We start from the raw sequence: 16,663 nt of genomic DNA, 5'->3' as shown, positions 1-16,663 counted from the left end.
CGTTTTAGAGGGGGACTGTCCCTCAATATGTTAAAATATCCTTAAGGAGAAAGACATACTTTGTATAGGAGTAATTATATGACAAGTAAACTAAGTCGAAATGATGCAAATAAGTTGCTTCATGCTTTAAAAGAGATGAAAAATGATGTACTTGAACGAGAAGAAAAATTAGAAAAAAGATACTGGAGCGAAATAACGTTACCGATTACGATTAAAGAGGGACTAAGTAGATATACAAAGGATGAGTTACACGACATTAGAAAAAGCTTAGGAATCGAAAAGGCTAGTGCGTTAAAAAAGGCTGAATTAATCGACTTAATAGAAGATATTATTCCTAAAGCACTGAGAGAGTTCTGCGTTAGACTAGATGAGGAACGTTTTCGATTGTTGGTCAAAATGGCTCGGAGTGGCGGATATATTTCGGCGCCAAAGTTATTTAAACATCAAGCACAGTATCTGCGTGAAAGTGGTTTTGTTTATATGGGGACGTTTAATGGACAAAAAGTCCTTACCATTCCTGTTGAAATTATTGAATCTGTACAGGCTTTGGCCAAAGATAAGGAGCTTAATAAAGTACTTCAACGGAACACCGAATGGATCAACCTAACAAACGGCCTCTTATATTATTATGGAACGCTTACTAGCTTTCAGTTAATAGACCTTCTTGAGAAATATTTAGATGAGCCGGTAGAAGTAAGGGAATTTTTTGATGTTATATTTAATGCGAATAAATACAAAAAGGAACATTTTGTTGATTCAGAAGGCTTTTCTAACTTTGAAGTAGAAGAACCTAGTGTCATAAAGAAAGAACATAAGAGCCGTAGTAGTTTGGAATATTATCCTTTTACAAAAAAACAGATACTAGCAGCTTCAGAACACGATTTCGTAGACAAAAATAAACATCATGTTCGCTTTGTGAACTTTTTGATGGAGTATTATGAAGTGGATAAGGAAGATGCGGAAGCAATTACTTCTGATTGTGCTTTAGCCGCTAAATCTGGTGATACTCTAAATGATATTATGGAATTTCTTGAGAGTTTTCTAGAGTTTGACAGTTTGGAAACAGTAGAAGCAATTACGAGCCATCTTGTTCCACTTTTGAATCATACAAGGCAATGGTTTTTAAAAGGCTGGTCACCTAATGAGTTAAGCGCAATGAGAGATGATACTCCGGGTAGACGAGGCAATCTAGCTGCAGTTGAAAAGGTGATTAAGATTGGTAGAAACGATCCCTGTATATGCGGTAGTGGGAAAAAATATAAGAAATGCTGTGGAAAATAAAAAGGCGTACAATCCCTATAGAAGGTGGGATTGTACGCCTTTTTTAGATGAGAAAGCCTAATTTCTTCGCTTCAAATTCTAACTCCTCACGAAACTTCGGATGAGCAATATCAATTAAAGCTTTTGTTCGATCAAAAATAGATTTCCCTCTCATATGGGCGATCCCATACTCAGTAACGATATAGTCCACATCATTTTTAGAAGTTGTCACAACAGATCCTGGTGCTAGAATTGGTTTGATTCGAGAAATCGTATCATTTTTGGCGGTAGAGTAGAGGCAAATAAACCCTTTTCCGTTCTTTGCAAATCTCACGCCAGTTCCAAAATCAACTTGTCCACCTGTGGAACTATAATATTTCCCTGCAACCGTTTCTGATGCACATTGGCCATAGAAATCCACTTCTGTTGTGGAATTGATTGCCACCATATTGTCCTCTTGGGCGATGTTTCGAGGATCATTCACTTGATCGACGGATAACATCTTCAACTGCTTATTACCATCTATGAAGTCATATAACTTTTTAGATCCTAAGGCAAAAGTAGCAATGATTTTCTCAGGATGTGTTTTTTTCTTGGTACCTGTAACGACACCTTGTTGAACTAAGTCAATAACGCCATCTGTCAGCATTTCCGTGTGAATACCAATTTCACGATGATTACTTAGTAAACTTACTACCGCATTTGGTATCCCGCCAATTCCAACCTGAAGCGTCGAGCCATTATCAATGCGTTCTGCAACATATTCGGCGATTTTTTGATCGATATCGCGGACAGGTATCGTTGGTAGTTCATGAAGCGGTTGATCCTCTTGGATAAAACCTTCAATCTGTGATAGGTGTATTTTGTTAGTTCCATTTGTTTTTGGAACATGTTTATTTACTTGAATGACAAAAGGAGCTTTACCAATAAAATGAACGACATAGTCAGCCTCTGTCCCTAGAGAAAAATATCCTTCCTCATCCATTGGCGATGCTTGGCAAACGATGATTGGTTTTTGACAGATGCTATCGAGTAATTGTGGCATTTGATGAAAGTGGTTTGGTATTAGGTCACATTTTCCATTTGCAAATGCCTTACGGGAGTGAGCCCCCATAAAATACGATACATAACGGATAGAAGGAAAATCACCTTGAATATAGCGGCGACTTTTCATCTCCAACATTTGGTGAATCTTAACTTCGGAGAAAGCGTTGGGGTGTTCATCGATCATATTTAAAATGGTGTCAGGTTCACCATTAGCCATGCCGACAATAATATCTTTATAGTTTGATAGAATAGATAGAATTTCAGATGGGGATTTTTCCTTTGTGTTGTTGTTAATCATAGCTGAACCAACCTTTCTAAATCATGATGACTAATTGTAAAATTACAAGTCAATCTTTATTGATAGTATAACATGATTTGTAAACGTTTACCCTGTTAACTTCTGGGACAGAGGGACAGGTTCTTTGTCCCAGTGCAATGATAGATTTTGGGACGGTAAACCTGTCCCTCGTCCCGATGATTAATTTTTTTGGTTATTCATATAATTGGGCTAATATATATGGTAAGATAAAGGCGAAATAAAGGACCTTAAATTTGAAGCGTTGGGGGAGTTAGGATGAATATCTTAGTTCGAATAGCTGAGGTTGTGCTTGGGGCAATTTTTCTTGGGGCAGGATTAAATGGATATGCGGTGTTGTTTGGGTTTGAACCTTTTGCACCAACAAGTCCGGATGCTATGGAGTTTCTCGGTGATGGTTATCTGTTAGCACTTGAAAAAGGGGTAGAGATTGTAGCTGGAATTTTACTAATTATTCGTCGGTTCGTTCCATTAGTTCTCGTTGTATTGGCTGGCATTATCGTAAATATTTTAGCTTTTCATCTGTTTGTTGACCCTGAGTTACTTGTATTAGCTATATTCGTAACCGTGCTAGAAGGATTCCTAGCATGGCATTACCGCGCAAGCTTCCAAGGCTTACTAAAAAGTAGACCTTAGGGGGGACTGTCCCTCATTATGTAAACTAGAAAGGAGGTAGGGGATGGATAGGGAGAAAGCGTATTTTTATTTTAGTATCTTTGTTGGCGGTGCTTTGATAGTTTGTCTGTTTTTGATTATGACGGTATCGTCAAAGTTAACCTATATGGAAGGAAGAATGCAAGAACTAATTAGCATGCAACATGATATGCGGAGTATTGTTAGTGATCAAAATAGTACGGTCCAAAACGCCTTAACGGAATTTTATGAGCAACAAAGCTGGCTTGGTAGAATGGAGATGGATGTTAAACCGATCGATTCTCAAAATATTGAAGCGATTTTCGAATGGCAAGTAAAGGAACTTCAAAGCGATTCGGAAGTGATTTTCAATTACACGATAGGTGAAAATGAGGATTATACAGCTATTCCAGCTGAAGAATTTCAGCAAGGCCTTTATCAAGTCGTCATTCCATTCGAACTGGATATGAAACCGTACTGGAGTGTCGCGGTGCTTGATGGTGATAATATGGGAGAAGTGGAGATCGATGAATATAATCCTAAGGAAGATTTTAGATACTATGTCTCTGTGCAAAACAGTGATGGGTCTATTAAAAACGGGGATATAGAGATAGCCTACTTAGAGGAATATGGGCCACAACAATATGGCAACATAGACACGAATATCGACTTGGTTGATGGTGAAGTGCATGTTGTGCTGTATCACCATATGGGAAAAGACATGGACAATCTTGTGGAAGAAGCCTATCTACTTAAATATGAAAATAACAATCTAGTTGATGAGGTTCAGTTTAAGTTACAAGATGAAGATGAGGGATACCGATTCTATGTCTTAAACAATATGGAGCCATACGAAGACATGCGGCTAGTAGCTAGAGTGGTTTACTCGGATGGTCAGACATTTGAAAACGAAATATATAAATAGGAGGTTCCCTTAGGTGGATCTCCTATGGCAGGTGAAGAACTTGATTATGAACCAACAGAAAATGGCCCAATGTACGGCACAAGTTTTCACGATTTAGATGGGCACCACTGGGAACTATTCTTTATGGATGAAAGTGCATACCAATAATGGATTAGAGGTGTTAGAATGATTCAAGCAATCGGTCAAATTATGTTGTACGTTTCGAATCAAGAGGAAGCAGCAAACTTTTGGACAGAGAATCTTGGCTTTGTTGTAAAAAGTAGGGAAGATAACGGCAAGATGCAGTGGATTGAAATTGCTCCTTCAAATGAATCTGAAACGAGTTTTGTGCTCCATAATAAGGAACTAATTGCAAAAATGGAACCAGAACTAAATCTTGGTACTCCTTCTTTAATGCTGTTTACAAAAGATCTTGATCAACTGTATCGCAAGTTAACTGAAAAAAATATAACAGTTGGAGAAGTAGTCGAAATGCCTGCTGGTCGAGTGTTTAACTTTGCGGATTATGAAGATAACTACTTTGCTGTCATGGAACTCTCGTAGTCTATACTTCGAAATAAAAGTCATCACAAAATAACTATTTGTGCTGGCTTTTTTTGATGCTATGATAATAGAAAATTAAGAAATAGAACGGGGAAATGTCTATGATTAGAGTCTTTGTATATGGCACTTTAAGAAAAGGTGAAAGAAATGCTCATCTATTAAATAATGCAACTTGCATAAGTGAGTCATGTTGGACACAGGGTGGGTTGTACGATACAGGCAACGGATATCCGGCAATCAAGCAGTCAACAAGTTCAATTGTGTATGGTGAGGTTTATGAGGTCTCTAATCAAGAATTAATCGAATTAGATTACTTAGAAGGCTACACAGAAGGGAGGGAAAATAATTTGTATGACCGGGTGGATCAAGAGATTATTACCGAGAATGGTAGAATTAAAGCTTTTGTGTATGTTGCTGCTCGTGAGAATTTGCTAAAGACTCGAATAGCGAGTGGGGATTGGCTGAAATATTTGGTTGAGAGGTAAAGTCTATTGTAGTTACCCATCAGCAACTTCTAGCAAGCCCTAACCCCCTTTGTCGCCTCAAAACAAAAGCCTACTTCAAGCAACATCTTCCCATCAGACCAAATACCTAAAGTAATCAAATACCTTTACAACCCTACTTAATTTGGTTATTTTGGAATTATACAAATTTACAGATTTTTTCTATAGGGGGATGGGAATGGAAGAACGCATTATGGATTTAATCCGTGAGAAAAAAAGGGTGGTTGCTCCTGCTTTAGTTCTCGTGTTTATTTTTTACTTCATGCTGCCTCTATCACTTCTATTCTTCCCTGATGTTATGAATCAGACAAGCATTATTCCAGGATTAACATGGGCCTGGCTATATGGTTTCCTGCAAATTCCGATGACGTTATTGATGGCGTGGGTCTACCATTTGAAGGCAAAACAATTTGACCGGAAGATTGAGGAAATCAAGCGGGAGGAGTTGTCGTGAATCTTACATACTTCTTGTTTTTTATCTGTATTATTGTTTGTACGTTAATCATCACCTATTGGGCGGCAAAGCGGAGTAATACGGCGAATCGATTCTACACCGCAGCTGGTAGTTTGACTGGATTTCAAAATGGGATGGCGATTGCTGGCGACTTTATTAGTGCCGCATCCTTCCTTGGCATCGTTGGTATGATTGCCATTAGTGGGTTTGATGGGTTTTTATATTCCATTGGATTTCTCGTTTCGTATATTGTCGTGTTGTTTTTAGTTGCAGAACCAGTCCATCGTCTTGGGAAATATTCACTAGGTGACGTGATTTGCTCACGGTTTCCTAGTAATCAAATGCGATTGATTATGGCGATTGGTGCATTTATAATTTCTATCCTTTATATGATTCCACAACTTGTCGCATCAGGTTTTCTGTTGCGATTATTATTAGATATTGATTATTCGATTTCGGTATTAATTATCGGTGGATTGATGACCATTTATGTTGTTTTCGGTGGTATGGTGGCAACGTCTTGGGTGCAGATTGTAAAAACCGTCGTGCTGATGTCTGGAACTTTTCTGTTATCATTAATCGTTTTTTCGAATTTCCAGTGGGATATTTCTTCCCTGGTTGACCGTGTGAAGGAAGGAACACCTTTGGGGGAAGACTTTTTCCTGCCAGGTCATCAGTTTGATAATCCAATTGAATTTTTTTCCCTTCAGCTTGCTTTAGTACTAGGAACAGCAGGTTTACCGCATATATTAATTCGTTTATTCACCGTACGAAATACATTAGAGGTCCGCCGTTCATTAATTAGCTCGACATGGATTATTGGCATCTTTTATTTAATGACGCTTGTGCTTGGCCTAGGAACCGTTGCACTACTTGGTTATGAAACGTTGATTGCTGTAGATCCTACAGGAAATCTAGCCGCACCTCTTCTAGCGAGAGCGGTAGGGGGAGACTTCTTATTAGCGTTTGTTTCCGCCATCGCGTTTACGACGATTGTTGCAGTTGTAGCCGGGCTAGTAATTTCAGCTACGACGGCCTTTTCACATGATATATTCCATCACATTTTAAAAAAAGGAAAATCAACGGAGAAAGAACAGCTAAAGGCAGCGCGTTGGACTGCTCTGGGAATTGGCTTGATATCCACCTTATTTGCCCTACAACTAGAGGCAATTAACGTGACGTTTCTCGTCTCATTGACGTTTGTTGTAGCAGCAGCGAGTAATTTTCCTGTATTAATTTTAACGATTTATTGGAAACGATTTACCCAAATCGGTGCAATTACTGGGATGGTTAGTGGACTTTTAGCATCGTTGTTATTGGTGATACTTGGTCCACACATCATGAATGTCGATGGAGGCTGGATTGTACGTGATTCAGTTATCAGCCTATACAATCCAGGCATTATTGCCATTCCAATCGGATTTCTTGGCGCTTACCTAGGAACCATCTTTTCCACTAAGAGGAAACAATCGACTGAAGAATTTAGGCAGTTCTATATCCAATCACAAACAGGAATTACTTCAAGGAGAGAGAGCTCATGAAGGATTTAACAATTATTTTATTTGAGCGGTTGGGCCTGTTACTAGTCATCGCGTTTGTGTTAACTCGAACTCCTGGATTTAAATCATTACTGTATCGTGAGTTTAGTTTGAAAATGTCACTCGTGCATGCGCTTGTGTTTGGAATCTTCGGCATTGCTAGTACGGTAACTGGGATTATGATTTCGGAGCAAGGGGAGATTATCCACGCTTTTGTCATTTTTCCTGTGGCTGATGGGCAATTGATTGTTAGTTTGAGTCTTGTGGCGATTGTGATTGCTGGTTTACTTGGTGGGCCGATTGTGGGGCTAGGGGCAGGACTAATAGCTGGAATTCATTTGATGTTTTTAGGTGGGGTTGGATGGTTAGCAAATGGCATGGTCAATCCGCTAACAGGATTGCTAGCCGGAATGACCGCAAGATTCTTCTCCAATGAGCGGGTTATCTCCCCCTTGAAGGCGTTGTTTATTGGTGTATTTCCACCAGTTTTACAAATGCAACTCCTTCTAATCATTTATACTACTGGTGACAACATGGTGGATATTGTAGACCGAATTGGATTGCCACTCGTATTATCGAACAGTATTGCCATTGCGATTTTTACAACGATGATTCGAGTCGTAATGAAGGAGCAGGAAAATGAAGCTGCGATTGCGACGAAGCAGGCACTAACCATTGCGGAGGAAGCACTACCTTTCTTGAAGAAGGATTCGAATAAAGATGTTGCCAATGGCTTAGCAAACCTATTGTATGAACGCTTAGAGCTTGCGGCTGTATCGGTTACGAATAAGCAGGAGGTGTTGGCTCACAAAGGCTTGGGGGATAAACATCATCTGATTGGAGAGTCAATCAAAACGCCACTTGCCTTTAAAGCGATAGAAACAAAGAAAATGCAAGTAACTTACTTGAAAACGGATATTTCCTGTGAGGAGGAGAAGTGTCCGCTAGAGGCGGCTATTATTATACCGATAACAGAAGCAGAGGAAGTGACCAACCTCATTACTTTCTACTTTCGAAAGTCACAGCATATTACACCGGTAGAATTAATGCTTGCAGAAGGGTTAGGCCAGTTTATCTCCAATCAGCTAACTGTACTCACGACCGAAAAACTGAAAGCCCATATTCGGGATGCAGAATTACGAAATCTACAAGCACAAATTAACCCTCATTTTTTATTTAACACACTTCAATTAATTGCATCCTTATTTCGGGAAGATCCAACTACCGCGCGCCATATTACGCTGCAACTAGCAAATTATATGCGATTTAATCTACGGCTTGTATCGAAATCCTTAGTAGAGTTGGAAAAAGAGTGTGAACATGTCCAGGCGTATACTTCGATTATTCAAGAACGATTCCGAGGACGGTTGCAAATTGATTTTATGATGCCAGATGATGTGTCAGGTATTTTTATTCCACCGTCCACGATACAGCCATTAGTCGAAAATGCGGTACAGCATGGCCTAAAGAATGTGACCGATCAGGCAAAGGTTGAGATAAAAATGGTAAAGGCGGATGGAGAGCTTTCTGTTACAGTTCGGGATAATGGCAGTGGATTTCCCAAGCATATATTGCCTCTTGTAAGTCATACACCATTAGTAGATAACCAAAATGGTGGCACAGGAATTTATAATGTAAATCAGCGTCTCGTTCATTTAATTGGTGAGTCTGCAAGATTACATATACGTAATTTATCTAGTGGTGGTAGTGAAGTGAGATTTTCAATTCCGATTGCAAATCAATTAGAAGAAGGGCAGGTGAGTGGATGAATATTCGCGCGATGATTGCAGAGGATGAATTAATGGCAAGAAAGGAATTGCTGTATTTATTGAAGGATGAAAAAGATATCATACTGACACCACATGCCGAGACGGGGGAGCAATTAATTCAGCTATACTCAGAGCATAAGCCAGATGTCATTTTTCTAGATGTAGAGATGCCCGGGTTTACAGGGGTGGAGGTGGCAAAGTATATTTCTGAACAAGATGATGACAACAGACCGTTGTTCATTTTTACAACGGCTTATGATGAATATGCATTAGATGCATTTGAAATTGATGCGGTAGATTACCTATTGAAGCCTTATGATGAAGTGCGATTTAAGAAGGCGATGATGCGTATTCGTAAGATTGTTGTTAGTAAGGAAAATACGCAAGAAAAGAAGCCTGCAACTACATCTAAGCTACTAGTCGATGATGGAGAGCGGATAGTGGTATTATCGCCTAACTCCATATTTTATGCTGTACCAAATAATCGTTTGCTGGAAATCCACACCGAAGACAAGGTTATAATGAGCCGGATGACACTACAGGAATTAGAAGACAAACTTTCTGGACAGATGTTTTTTCGAGCACATCGAAGTTATCTCGTTAATTTAAATCATGTCCTAGAGATCACCCCTTGGTTTAATGGAACTAGTAACTTGACGATGAAGGATAAACATAAAACAGTCATACCGGTTAGTAGGTCAGCCAGTAAGACGATTTTGAAGACGTTTCAAGTATAGAGTTTAATCAATTTGTTATCTAACCATTCACCACCCTATCAAAACCATTCACACACAATATCCAACCGTTTGCGCTTAATCAACATGATGAATGTCCAAAATAATTATAATATTTAGTAAGCGCTTACAAAAATGGTTAGAAAAATTATAAAAGGGGTGGATGGTTTATGGCTCAACCAAAGCTTGTGGATGAACAGAAGGAATCCAATGTAAATTACGAGAAAGTTGTAGAGAGTTCACAGTTTAAACAATTGATGGAGAATAAGCGAAAGTTTATTGTACCAATGACAATTTTCTTCTTAGTATTTTACTTCTTGTTGCCAATCTCAACTTCCTATGGAACATTCTTAAATGTACCGGTGATTGGTGATATAACTTGGGCATGGATATTTGCTGTTGCGCAGTTTGTGATGACCTGGGTGATTTGTTCGATCTATGTGAAGAAGGCTAACTCCTTTGATAAAGAGGCTGCAGATATTGTGGAGAATCAGCTTGAAAAAGGAGGAAAATCCTAATGGATCCAATAGTTGTTATTCTATTTTTAGCAATTGTAGCTCTTACCCTAGTTATTACGTATTACGCAGCAAAACGTACCAAGTCAGCGGGTGATTTTTATACGGCTGGAGGCGGATTGACTGGTTGGCAAAACGGTCTGGCGATTGCTGGTGACTATTTATCTGCTGCCTCATTCCTTGGGATTGCAGGAGCAATTGCATTAAATGGTTTTGATGGATTTTTCTATAGTATTGGGTTTTTAATTGCTTACCTAGTGGTATTGCTTTTAGTCGCAGAACCACTTCGTAACCTTGGAAAATACACACTAGCAGATATGATTAACTCGCGATTCAATGCGAAGAAAGTAAGGGGGGCAGCTGCACTTAGTACGATTACGATCGTTCTATTCTACATGATTGCACAACTCGTTGGTGCAGGAGCACTTATTCAACTTCTATTTGATATTCCTTATTGGATTGCCGTGTTAATAGTTGGAGTCATGATGACAGTTTATGTGTTGTTTGGTGGCATGATTGCTACGAGTTGGGTACAAATCACGAAGGCTGTTCTCCTCATGGCTGGTATGGTTATTATCTCGTTCATTGTCCTTATGAAGTTTAACTTTAATATTGGAGCGATGTTTACCGAGGTTAAGTCGGCAACAAGCCATGGAGCAGATTATTTAAATCCTGGAATAAAGTATGATGATCCTTTAGGTACCATTTCGCTAATGCTTGCATTGGTTCTAGGAACAGCTGGATTACCACATATCCTCATGCGTTTCTTCACCGTTAAAGACGCTAAAACGGCGAGAAGTTCTGTAATCACAGCTACCTGGACAATTGGTATTTTCTATATCTTAACATTGTTCCTAGGCTTTGGTGCAGCAATCTACGTTGGTGAAAGTGGCATTCTAGCTGCAAATCCTGGTGGGAATATGGCAGCACCACTTCTAGCTGAGGCGATAGGTGGAAACATCTTATTTGCCTTCATTTCAGCGGTTGCATTTGCCACCATTCTAGCGGTAGTAGCGGGGCTTGTGCTTTCAGGGGCATCGGCATTCGCACATGATATCTATGGTCAAATAATTAAAAAAGGAAAAATCACCGAACAAGAACAGGTAAAAGCAGCACGTTATGCAGCATTAGGAGTTTCTGTATTGTCTATCGTTCTTTCCTTAGGTGCACAATACTTAAATGTGGCCTTCTTAGTATCACTAGCATTTTGTATTGCTGCTAGTGCCAACTTACCGGTAATTCTCTACACGGTTTACTGGAAACGATTTAATACATCGGGTGCACTCTGGGCTGTCATGGCAGGTCTTGGTTCTGCTTTAGTTCTAGTATCAATGAGCCCAAGTGTATTCTCACCTGTTGAAGGAGCAGCACTATTTGTCGGGAATCCAATCTTCCCATTAGATAACCCAGCACTAGTCAGCGTGCCATTAGGTTTCCTAGGTGGATATTTAGGAACCGTATTCTCAAAAGAATATGACTTCAAGCGTTATGCGGAAGTTAAAGTACGAGCGAATACCGGATACCGCGAGTCTTAATGGGACAAAGGGACAGGAAACCTGTCCCCGAATCCCGTTGTTTTTCCAATTCAAGTTATGATAGGTAATTTTTATAAATATAATTAAGTAATAGGGAAAATGAGGAGGAGAGATCATGAGTCAAGATACGGTAATTTTAACGGAAGAAAAACTAGCTAGCTATCCGCAGCAACCACATGGTGGAAAATTGGTGGATAGAGTTCTTAGGGGAAAAGAGCGCGAAGAAGAATTGGAACGAGCCAAGCAGCTTCCAATGATTATGGTCGACTTAGAAGCTGTTATTACACTGGAGATGATTGCGACAGGTGTACTTTCCCCAAATGAAGGGTTCATGAATGAAGCGGATTATAAGTCCGTTCTAACAGAGGGCCGTTTAGCAAATGGCGTCGTATGGCCGGTACCTTTAAGCTTTGCACCAATTGGTGACCGTAATAAGCAGATCATTGCAGGTCTTGCGGTTGGGGATGAAATCGCACTTGCCGATGAAACAAAAGAGCCCGTTGCTATTCTAAAGCTAGAAGATATTTTCTACTACGACCGTGAATTCCGAGCGCAGCATGTTTTCGGGACAGCCGATCGGAACCACCCAGGTGTCGATGCGATTTATCGTCGTATGGGTGACACGGCATTAGCGGGTCCGATAACTTTAGTCCGCCGCGTGCATTGGGGCCCATTTGAAAGCATCCGCATGGAACCAAAAGACACGTGGAAACTTTTCTATGAAGATAAAAAGTTTAATTCGGTCGGCGGTTTTATAACGGGAGCGAACCCGTTACACCGTGGCCATGAGTATATTCATCGCAATGCGTTAGAAGAAATGGATGGTCTATTCGTTCAACCACTAGTAGAGATGGCAAAGCGTGAATACACGAGACATGAGTTCCGCATGCTTTCCTACCGTGCCGTGTTGGAGGAGTATTATCCAAAAGAACGAACGATGCTAGCACCACTACGGGTTACGTATATCTTTGCCGGCCCTCGTGAAGCGGTGTTGCATGCATTAATCATGAAAAACTACGGATGTACCCATGCATTGATTGGCCGTGACCATGCTGGAATCGGGGACTATTATGACAAATATGCCAGTCACTCGATTTTTGATCAGTTCACCCCAGATGAACTAGGCATTGATGTGCGCTTATTCCATGAGGTTTTCTACTGCACACGCTGTGATAACCCAGCCACAGAACAAACTTGCCCACATGATGCTCGTTACCGTATTAACATTTCTGGAACAGGAATTCGTGAGCTACTACGTTATGGTGTGTTACCGCCAAAAGAAATTGTTCGCCCTGAGTCAGCACGTATTGCGATGCAAGGTGTTCAGCCAAAAGGCATTGATGAAAATGGCTTAGCAATTAATCCAGTAGGAAAAACCATTAAGAGTATTTTCCCATATTATCTAAAAAATACTCGTCTCGGTGGACCAGAACGAAGGAAAGCTCTGGAACCAGAACAACTAACCATTGAGGACTTAGAAACAGTAATTGCAGATGTCCGTGAAAACGCCGATAGAGTTTATAAAGATATATTCAGCGAGTTCAGTTATGTAACCGATGGTCTACGAAATGTTCAACCGGATTGGGTAGCAGAAGCACGCGAATCCATCCGTCGCCAACAAGAAATGGTCGTGGAGAATCTGGAAGAAAAGGTGGATAAAGCACTAGACAAAGCATCCGATGAGTTTATGTACCAAGATAAATCCGAGGCAGAGCGTGAACTAGATGTAGCAAAACGCATATTGGATGACATTCCAGCAGCATTACGAAAAGAAGAACTGGATTATCGTACGTGGAATCCACTGCCGTATAAACGTTATCGTGGAGTGGATGAGGAATAGTCTTCAGGAGCAACCGTGTGTGGCGGTTGCTTCTTTTTTTGAGGCGAAAAGTGGAAATGCTAAAGTTTGGGTCCGTTTCGCTAAAGGTTATGGTGATTTCGCTAAAGTTACTAGTATATCCGCTAAAGTTTCTCCAATCTACGCTAAAGATTATGTCAACCACCCACCAATCGGAAGTAGACATCCCTTCCCGAAGAAAACCCCACACAAAAAAGCCCACCCTATGCATCCTAAACAACATTTTCGTATTCTTAAGCATAAAAACCAACACGTTATACCAATTTCTCAGTAAATATAGAACTTCCTTGCGATAATGGTGAAAAATGAAAAGGAAGGTGTTACGATGCTTTCGATTCAGCATGTGAAGAAACAGTATAACCGAACGCAGGCTTTGAAAGGCGTGTCTCTCCACATACCAATAGGAATCTGTTTTGGTCTAGTAGGCCCAAATGGTGCTGGTAAGACAACATTAATGAAGATTCTTGCTAATGTAATTCAGGATTTTGAAGGGAACATTCAATACGAAAAGGTTAATCAAAAATATGGTTATGTACCACAGGAAATTTGTGTGGAGTTAACTTTAACAGCACTAGATAATCTATATTTTTTTGGAAAGCTCTATGGTTTAAAAGGAAAAGCGTAAAAAATTCGTGCACAAGTGGTGTTAAACGATATTGGATTAGCTGACTATGGCAAGGAAAAAGTACTCACCTTTTCGGGCGGAATGAAGAGGCGGTTAAATATCGGTTGTGCACTTATGCATCATCCTCAAATTATTATTTTGGATGAACCAACAGTCGGAATAGACCCACAATCAAGAAGATATATTTTTCAGATGATAGAGAAGTTGAAAGAACAGGGATGTACGATTATTTATGCAAGCCACTATATGGAGGAAGTAGAACTGTTATGTGATGAGGTTGCCATGATGGATCATGGGATAGTAGTGGAGCAAGGAAAGATAAAAGAACTGCTACAAAAATATTCCATCCCGTCTGTTTTTGTTCATGGTGAGAATTGTTTACCGCAGGACATCGACGGCAAGGTAGAACAGGAAAAAGGTGGTTATTTAGTACATACAAAGGACCCATTAACTATCATGGAAAAAATATTAAGCTATTCAAAAGCAAATCAAAGTCAGTTGAATCGATTAGAACTTGTCAAGCCTCGTTTAGAGGACGTCTTTTTTAGCTTAACAGGGAGTCAGCTAAGGGACTGAATTATGTTAAAATAATGAAAAGGGAGAATTTAATATGAACGGAATTATTTCATTGGAAACAAAAAAGTATCTTCAGGATAAAGGTTTACTTTTTTGGATGATCATCCTACCCATTGCCTTTACAGTAATTTTTATTAGTGTCTTTACTTCTGGAGTAGATTCTGATACGAGGGAACAAGTAATCACTTCCATTATTCCCGGCTATACCGTTATGTGTGTGTTCTTCATCATGATTAACATGGTGGATACCATTTTGAAGGATAAAAATTATGGCATGACCGCTAGAATTGCAAGTACACCACTCTCCCCATACAAATATTTAGTTGGGAAGTGGGTTCCCAATCTATTGGTAGTGATGATTCAAATCGGGATACTATTTTCATTTGGAAAAATCGTCTACGGTGTTTCTTGGAAGCAGCCGTTAATACTGTTCATGCTAACTATATTAATCGCCTTTACAGTAACAGGGATTGGGCTAGCTCTTGCTTTTCTTGTTAACACAATTAATATGGGAATCGCTATTACTCAAGTTATTGCGATGGGCGGCGCAGTGCTTAGCGGACTGTGGGTGCCTATTAGTATGATGCCGGACTTCATCCAAAACATAGCTAAATTTCTTCCTCAATATTGGGCGCATCAGGGCTATCAAAATGCGATGGCAGGGGTCTTAGAAAGTACGCTTCTTTTACATGTTTCGCTGGTCCTATTAGGTTATGGATTCATTGGATTTTTAATAGCAATATTTCGTTATCCGAGATTCTTAAAGCGGGCAAGGGGGTAGCGAGTTAGGGGGAAGCTTATGAAGTTGAACATTGATATTGATGAGAAACATGGAGAGACTTCTATCACGATTCAAGCTGCAGAATGGACGGAGGAATTAGAGGAGATTGTAAAAGTAATCAAAAAGAAGAACCAGAAACGTTTATTTGGCATGGATGAAGATCAAACCGTGTTGTTAAATCCTAGTGAGATTGATTATATTTATGCCGAAAATAGAAAAACCTATGCTGCACTAAGAAATCGTCGCCTAGAGTTGAGAATGAAGCTTTATGAAGTAGAAGAAATGTTAATCCCTCACCATTTCATGCGCTTCTCCAAGTCTGTGATAGGAAATCTGAATCTAATTGAGCGATTCGACTTATCCTTTAATGGGAACCTTTGCGTTTATTTTCAATCAGGAAATAAAGAGTATGTCACCAGAGAATACGTTAACGCGATTAAGGATAAATTGCTGATGGGAGGGAAAGTAAATGTTCGCTGAATTTATTAGAAGAATAACAATCGGTATCGCTGCTGGTGGTTTTCTAACATTTATTGCACTAACCATACTCATGATAAATAATATCGAATCAACCGTTTCAGAGATATGGCTTCATATGCTCGGTTCCATGTCATTTGGTGTATATTATGGCTTTGCTTCGTTTATTTTTGAAAAGCCTAGGTGGACCCCTTTAATGAAAACAGTTGTACATTTGAGTCTATCCATTATTGTATATTATATCATTGCGCTTTCAGTTGGTTGGTTACCTTTTACGTTCTTTGCGATAGCGATTAGTTTTATTATTTTCCTTTCCATTTATTTTATTTTTTGGACTGGGTATTATATCTATTACAAGAGATTGGAAGCAGATTTGAATGAACATTTGCAAAAGAAGGAATAGCAACTGCGCAAGTTTGGCGCGGTTGTTTTTTTCCTGTTTTTGGAGATGGGTAGATTGAAATGCTAAAGATAGTGGTAATTTCGCTAAAGTTTACTACCATATCGCTAAAGATGACAGCTATTTCGCTAAAGTATCTCCAATCCTCGCTAAAGATTATGTCAACCCACACCA

The 16,663-nt window shown here is 39.6% G+C and carries 18 protein-coding genes and 1 pseudogene; 18 read left to right on the top strand and 1 reads right to left on the bottom strand.

Annotated elements, in window-relative coordinates:
• The first annotated feature begins 78 nt into the window (after nucleotides 1-78).
• The gene (locus TE34_RS14460) at nucleotides 79-1,281 is read left to right on the top strand and encodes an SEC-C metal-binding domain-containing protein (RefSeq protein ID WP_053075094.1); all 1,203 of its coding nucleotides are present in this window, start codon (nucleotides 79-81) and stop codon (nucleotides 1,279-1,281) included.
• A gap of 43 nt (nucleotides 1,282-1,324) precedes the next feature.
• Here TE34_RS14460 and TE34_RS14455 read toward each other — a convergent pair whose 3' ends face one another.
• On the bottom strand, nucleotides 1,325-2,605 hold the full coding sequence (locus TE34_RS14455; RefSeq protein ID WP_047985520.1) for an acetyl-CoA hydrolase/transferase family protein: 1,281 nt from the start codon (nucleotides 2,603-2,605) through the stop codon (nucleotides 1,325-1,327).
• 276 nt (nucleotides 2,606-2,881) lie between these two features.
• Between TE34_RS14455 and TE34_RS14450 the strand changes: the two genes are divergently transcribed.
• The 17 genes and pseudogenes from TE34_RS14450 to TE34_RS14375 all read left to right on the top strand — a co-directional run bounded on the left by TE34_RS14450 (nucleotide 2,882) and on the right by TE34_RS14375 (nucleotide 16,492).
• The gene (locus TE34_RS14450; protein ID WP_047985519.1) at nucleotides 2,882-3,259 is read left to right on the top strand and encodes a hypothetical protein; all 378 of its coding nucleotides are present in this window, start codon (nucleotides 2,882-2,884) and stop codon (nucleotides 3,257-3,259) included.
• 43 nt (nucleotides 3,260-3,302) lie between these two features.
• Nucleotides 3,303-4,181 (top strand): hypothetical protein, encoded by an 879-nt coding sequence (locus TE34_RS14445; RefSeq protein WP_047985518.1) that lies wholly within the window; start codon nucleotides 3,303-3,305, stop codon nucleotides 4,179-4,181.
• Nucleotides 4,182-4,205: 24 nt separating this feature from the next.
• Entirely contained in the window at nucleotides 4,206-4,328 is a 123-nt protein-coding gene (locus TE34_RS21635) for a hypothetical protein (protein ID WP_269083189.1), read from the top strand.
• Between the two features lie 18 nt (nucleotides 4,329-4,346).
• Nucleotides 4,347-4,724, top strand: a complete 378-nt coding sequence (locus TE34_RS14440) for a VOC family protein (protein ID WP_047985517.1) — start codon at nucleotides 4,347-4,349, stop codon at nucleotides 4,722-4,724.
• A gap of 101 nt (nucleotides 4,725-4,825) precedes the next feature.
• A complete protein-coding gene (locus tag TE34_RS14435) occupies nucleotides 4,826-5,209 on the top strand; it encodes a gamma-glutamylcyclotransferase family protein (protein WP_047985516.1) in 384 nt (127 codons plus the stop codon).
• A 196-nt stretch (nucleotides 5,210-5,405) separates the two neighbouring features.
• Complete coding sequence (locus TE34_RS14430; protein WP_047985515.1) at nucleotides 5,406-5,681, top strand: DUF485 domain-containing protein; 276 nt, start codon at nucleotides 5,406-5,408, stop codon at nucleotides 5,679-5,681.
• A complete protein-coding gene (locus TE34_RS14425) occupies nucleotides 5,678-7,222 on the top strand; it encodes a solute symporter family protein (RefSeq protein WP_047985514.1) in 1,545 nt (514 codons plus the stop codon). The genes TE34_RS14430 and TE34_RS14425 overlap by 4 nt, the downstream gene beginning before the upstream one ends.
• Nucleotides 7,219-8,988, top strand: coding sequence for a LytS/YhcK type 5TM receptor domain-containing protein (locus TE34_RS14420; RefSeq protein ID WP_047985513.1), 1,770 nt, complete (start codon nucleotides 7,219-7,221; stop codon nucleotides 8,986-8,988). Before TE34_RS14425 ends, TE34_RS14420 begins: the two co-directional genes overlap by 4 nt.
• Nucleotides 8,985-9,725 (top strand): LytR/AlgR family response regulator transcription factor, encoded by a 741-nt coding sequence (locus TE34_RS14415; protein ID WP_047985512.1) that lies wholly within the window; start codon nucleotides 8,985-8,987, stop codon nucleotides 9,723-9,725. Before TE34_RS14420 ends, TE34_RS14415 begins: the two co-directional genes overlap by 4 nt.
• A 167-nt stretch (nucleotides 9,726-9,892) precedes the next feature.
• The gene (locus TE34_RS14410) at nucleotides 9,893-10,240 is read left to right on the top strand and encodes a DUF485 domain-containing protein (RefSeq protein ID WP_047985511.1); all 348 of its coding nucleotides are present in this window, start codon (nucleotides 9,893-9,895) and stop codon (nucleotides 10,238-10,240) included.
• Complete coding sequence (locus tag TE34_RS14405; RefSeq protein ID WP_047985510.1) at nucleotides 10,240-11,772, top strand: solute symporter family protein; 1,533 nt, start codon at nucleotides 10,240-10,242, stop codon at nucleotides 11,770-11,772. The genes TE34_RS14410 and TE34_RS14405 overlap by 1 nt, the downstream gene beginning before the upstream one ends.
• Before the next feature lie 115 nt (nucleotides 11,773-11,887).
• Nucleotides 11,888-13,612, top strand: coding sequence for a sulfate adenylyltransferase (locus tag TE34_RS14400; protein ID WP_047985509.1), 1,725 nt, complete (start codon nucleotides 11,888-11,890; stop codon nucleotides 13,610-13,612).
• A 19-nt stretch (nucleotides 13,613-13,631) separates the two neighbouring features.
• Complete coding sequence (locus tag TE34_RS21515; RefSeq protein ID WP_047985508.1) at nucleotides 13,632-13,904, top strand: hypothetical protein; 273 nt, start codon at nucleotides 13,632-13,634, stop codon at nucleotides 13,902-13,904.
• Nucleotides 13,905-13,925: 21 nt separating this feature from the next.
• Nucleotides 13,926-14,831, top strand: a pseudogene (locus TE34_RS14390) (ABC transporter ATP-binding protein).
• A 34-nt stretch (nucleotides 14,832-14,865) separates the two neighbouring features.
• Complete coding sequence (locus TE34_RS14385; protein WP_047985507.1) at nucleotides 14,866-15,612, top strand: ABC transporter permease; 747 nt, start codon at nucleotides 14,866-14,868, stop codon at nucleotides 15,610-15,612.
• A gap of 18 nt (nucleotides 15,613-15,630) precedes the next feature.
• Nucleotides 15,631-16,092 (top strand): LytTR family DNA-binding domain-containing protein, encoded by a 462-nt coding sequence (locus tag TE34_RS14380; RefSeq protein WP_047985506.1) that lies wholly within the window; start codon nucleotides 15,631-15,633, stop codon nucleotides 16,090-16,092.
• Nucleotides 16,082-16,492 (top strand): DUF3021 domain-containing protein, encoded by a 411-nt coding sequence (locus tag TE34_RS14375; RefSeq protein WP_047985505.1) that lies wholly within the window; start codon nucleotides 16,082-16,084, stop codon nucleotides 16,490-16,492. Before TE34_RS14380 ends, TE34_RS14375 begins: the two co-directional genes overlap by 11 nt.
• The last annotated feature ends 171 nt before the right edge of the window (nucleotides 16,493-16,663 follow it).

Origin of the sequence: Ornithinibacillus californiensis (assembly GCF_001038485.1) — a bacterium.
Classification (GTDB): domain Bacteria; phylum Bacillota; class Bacilli; order Bacillales; family Amphibacillaceae; genus Ornithinibacillus; species Ornithinibacillus californiensis.
This window is presented reverse-complemented; position numbering and strand designations above follow the sequence as displayed.

Excerpts from the sequence above, each read along its gene's own strand:
- TE34_RS14460 (WP_053075094.1), top strand. The coding sequence starts at position 79 with ATGACAAGTAAACTAAGTCGAAATGATGCAAATAAGTTGCTTCATGCT.
- TE34_RS14455 (WP_047985520.1), bottom strand. The coding sequence starts at position 2,605 with ATGATTAACAACAACACAAAGGAAAAATCCCCATCTGAAATTCTATCT.
- TE34_RS14450 (WP_047985519.1), top strand. The coding sequence starts at position 2,882 with ATGAATATCTTAGTTCGAATAGCTGAGGTTGTGCTTGGGGCAATTTTT.
- TE34_RS14445 (WP_047985518.1), top strand. The coding sequence starts at position 3,303 with ATGGATAGGGAGAAAGCGTATTTTTATTTTAGTATCTTTGTTGGCGGT.
- TE34_RS21635 (WP_269083189.1), top strand. The coding sequence starts at position 4,206 with ATGGCAGGTGAAGAACTTGATTATGAACCAACAGAAAATGGCCCAATG.
- TE34_RS14440 (WP_047985517.1), top strand. The coding sequence starts at position 4,347 with ATGATTCAAGCAATCGGTCAAATTATGTTGTACGTTTCGAATCAAGAG.
- TE34_RS14435 (WP_047985516.1), top strand. The coding sequence starts at position 4,826 with ATGATTAGAGTCTTTGTATATGGCACTTTAAGAAAAGGTGAAAGAAAT.
- TE34_RS14430 (WP_047985515.1), top strand. The coding sequence starts at position 5,406 with ATGGAAGAACGCATTATGGATTTAATCCGTGAGAAAAAAAGGGTGGTT.
- TE34_RS14420 (WP_047985513.1), top strand. The coding sequence starts at position 7,219 with ATGAAGGATTTAACAATTATTTTATTTGAGCGGTTGGGCCTGTTACTA.
- TE34_RS14415 (WP_047985512.1), top strand. The coding sequence starts at position 8,985 with ATGAATATTCGCGCGATGATTGCAGAGGATGAATTAATGGCAAGAAAG.
- TE34_RS14410 (WP_047985511.1), top strand. The coding sequence starts at position 9,893 with ATGGCTCAACCAAAGCTTGTGGATGAACAGAAGGAATCCAATGTAAAT.
- TE34_RS14405 (WP_047985510.1), top strand. The coding sequence starts at position 10,240 with ATGGATCCAATAGTTGTTATTCTATTTTTAGCAATTGTAGCTCTTACC.
- TE34_RS14400 (WP_047985509.1), top strand. The coding sequence starts at position 11,888 with ATGAGTCAAGATACGGTAATTTTAACGGAAGAAAAACTAGCTAGCTAT.
- TE34_RS14385 (WP_047985507.1), top strand. The coding sequence starts at position 14,866 with ATGAACGGAATTATTTCATTGGAAACAAAAAAGTATCTTCAGGATAAA.
- TE34_RS14380 (WP_047985506.1), top strand. The coding sequence starts at position 15,631 with ATGAAGTTGAACATTGATATTGATGAGAAACATGGAGAGACTTCTATC.
- TE34_RS14375 (WP_047985505.1), top strand. The coding sequence starts at position 16,082 with ATGTTCGCTGAATTTATTAGAAGAATAACAATCGGTATCGCTGCTGGT.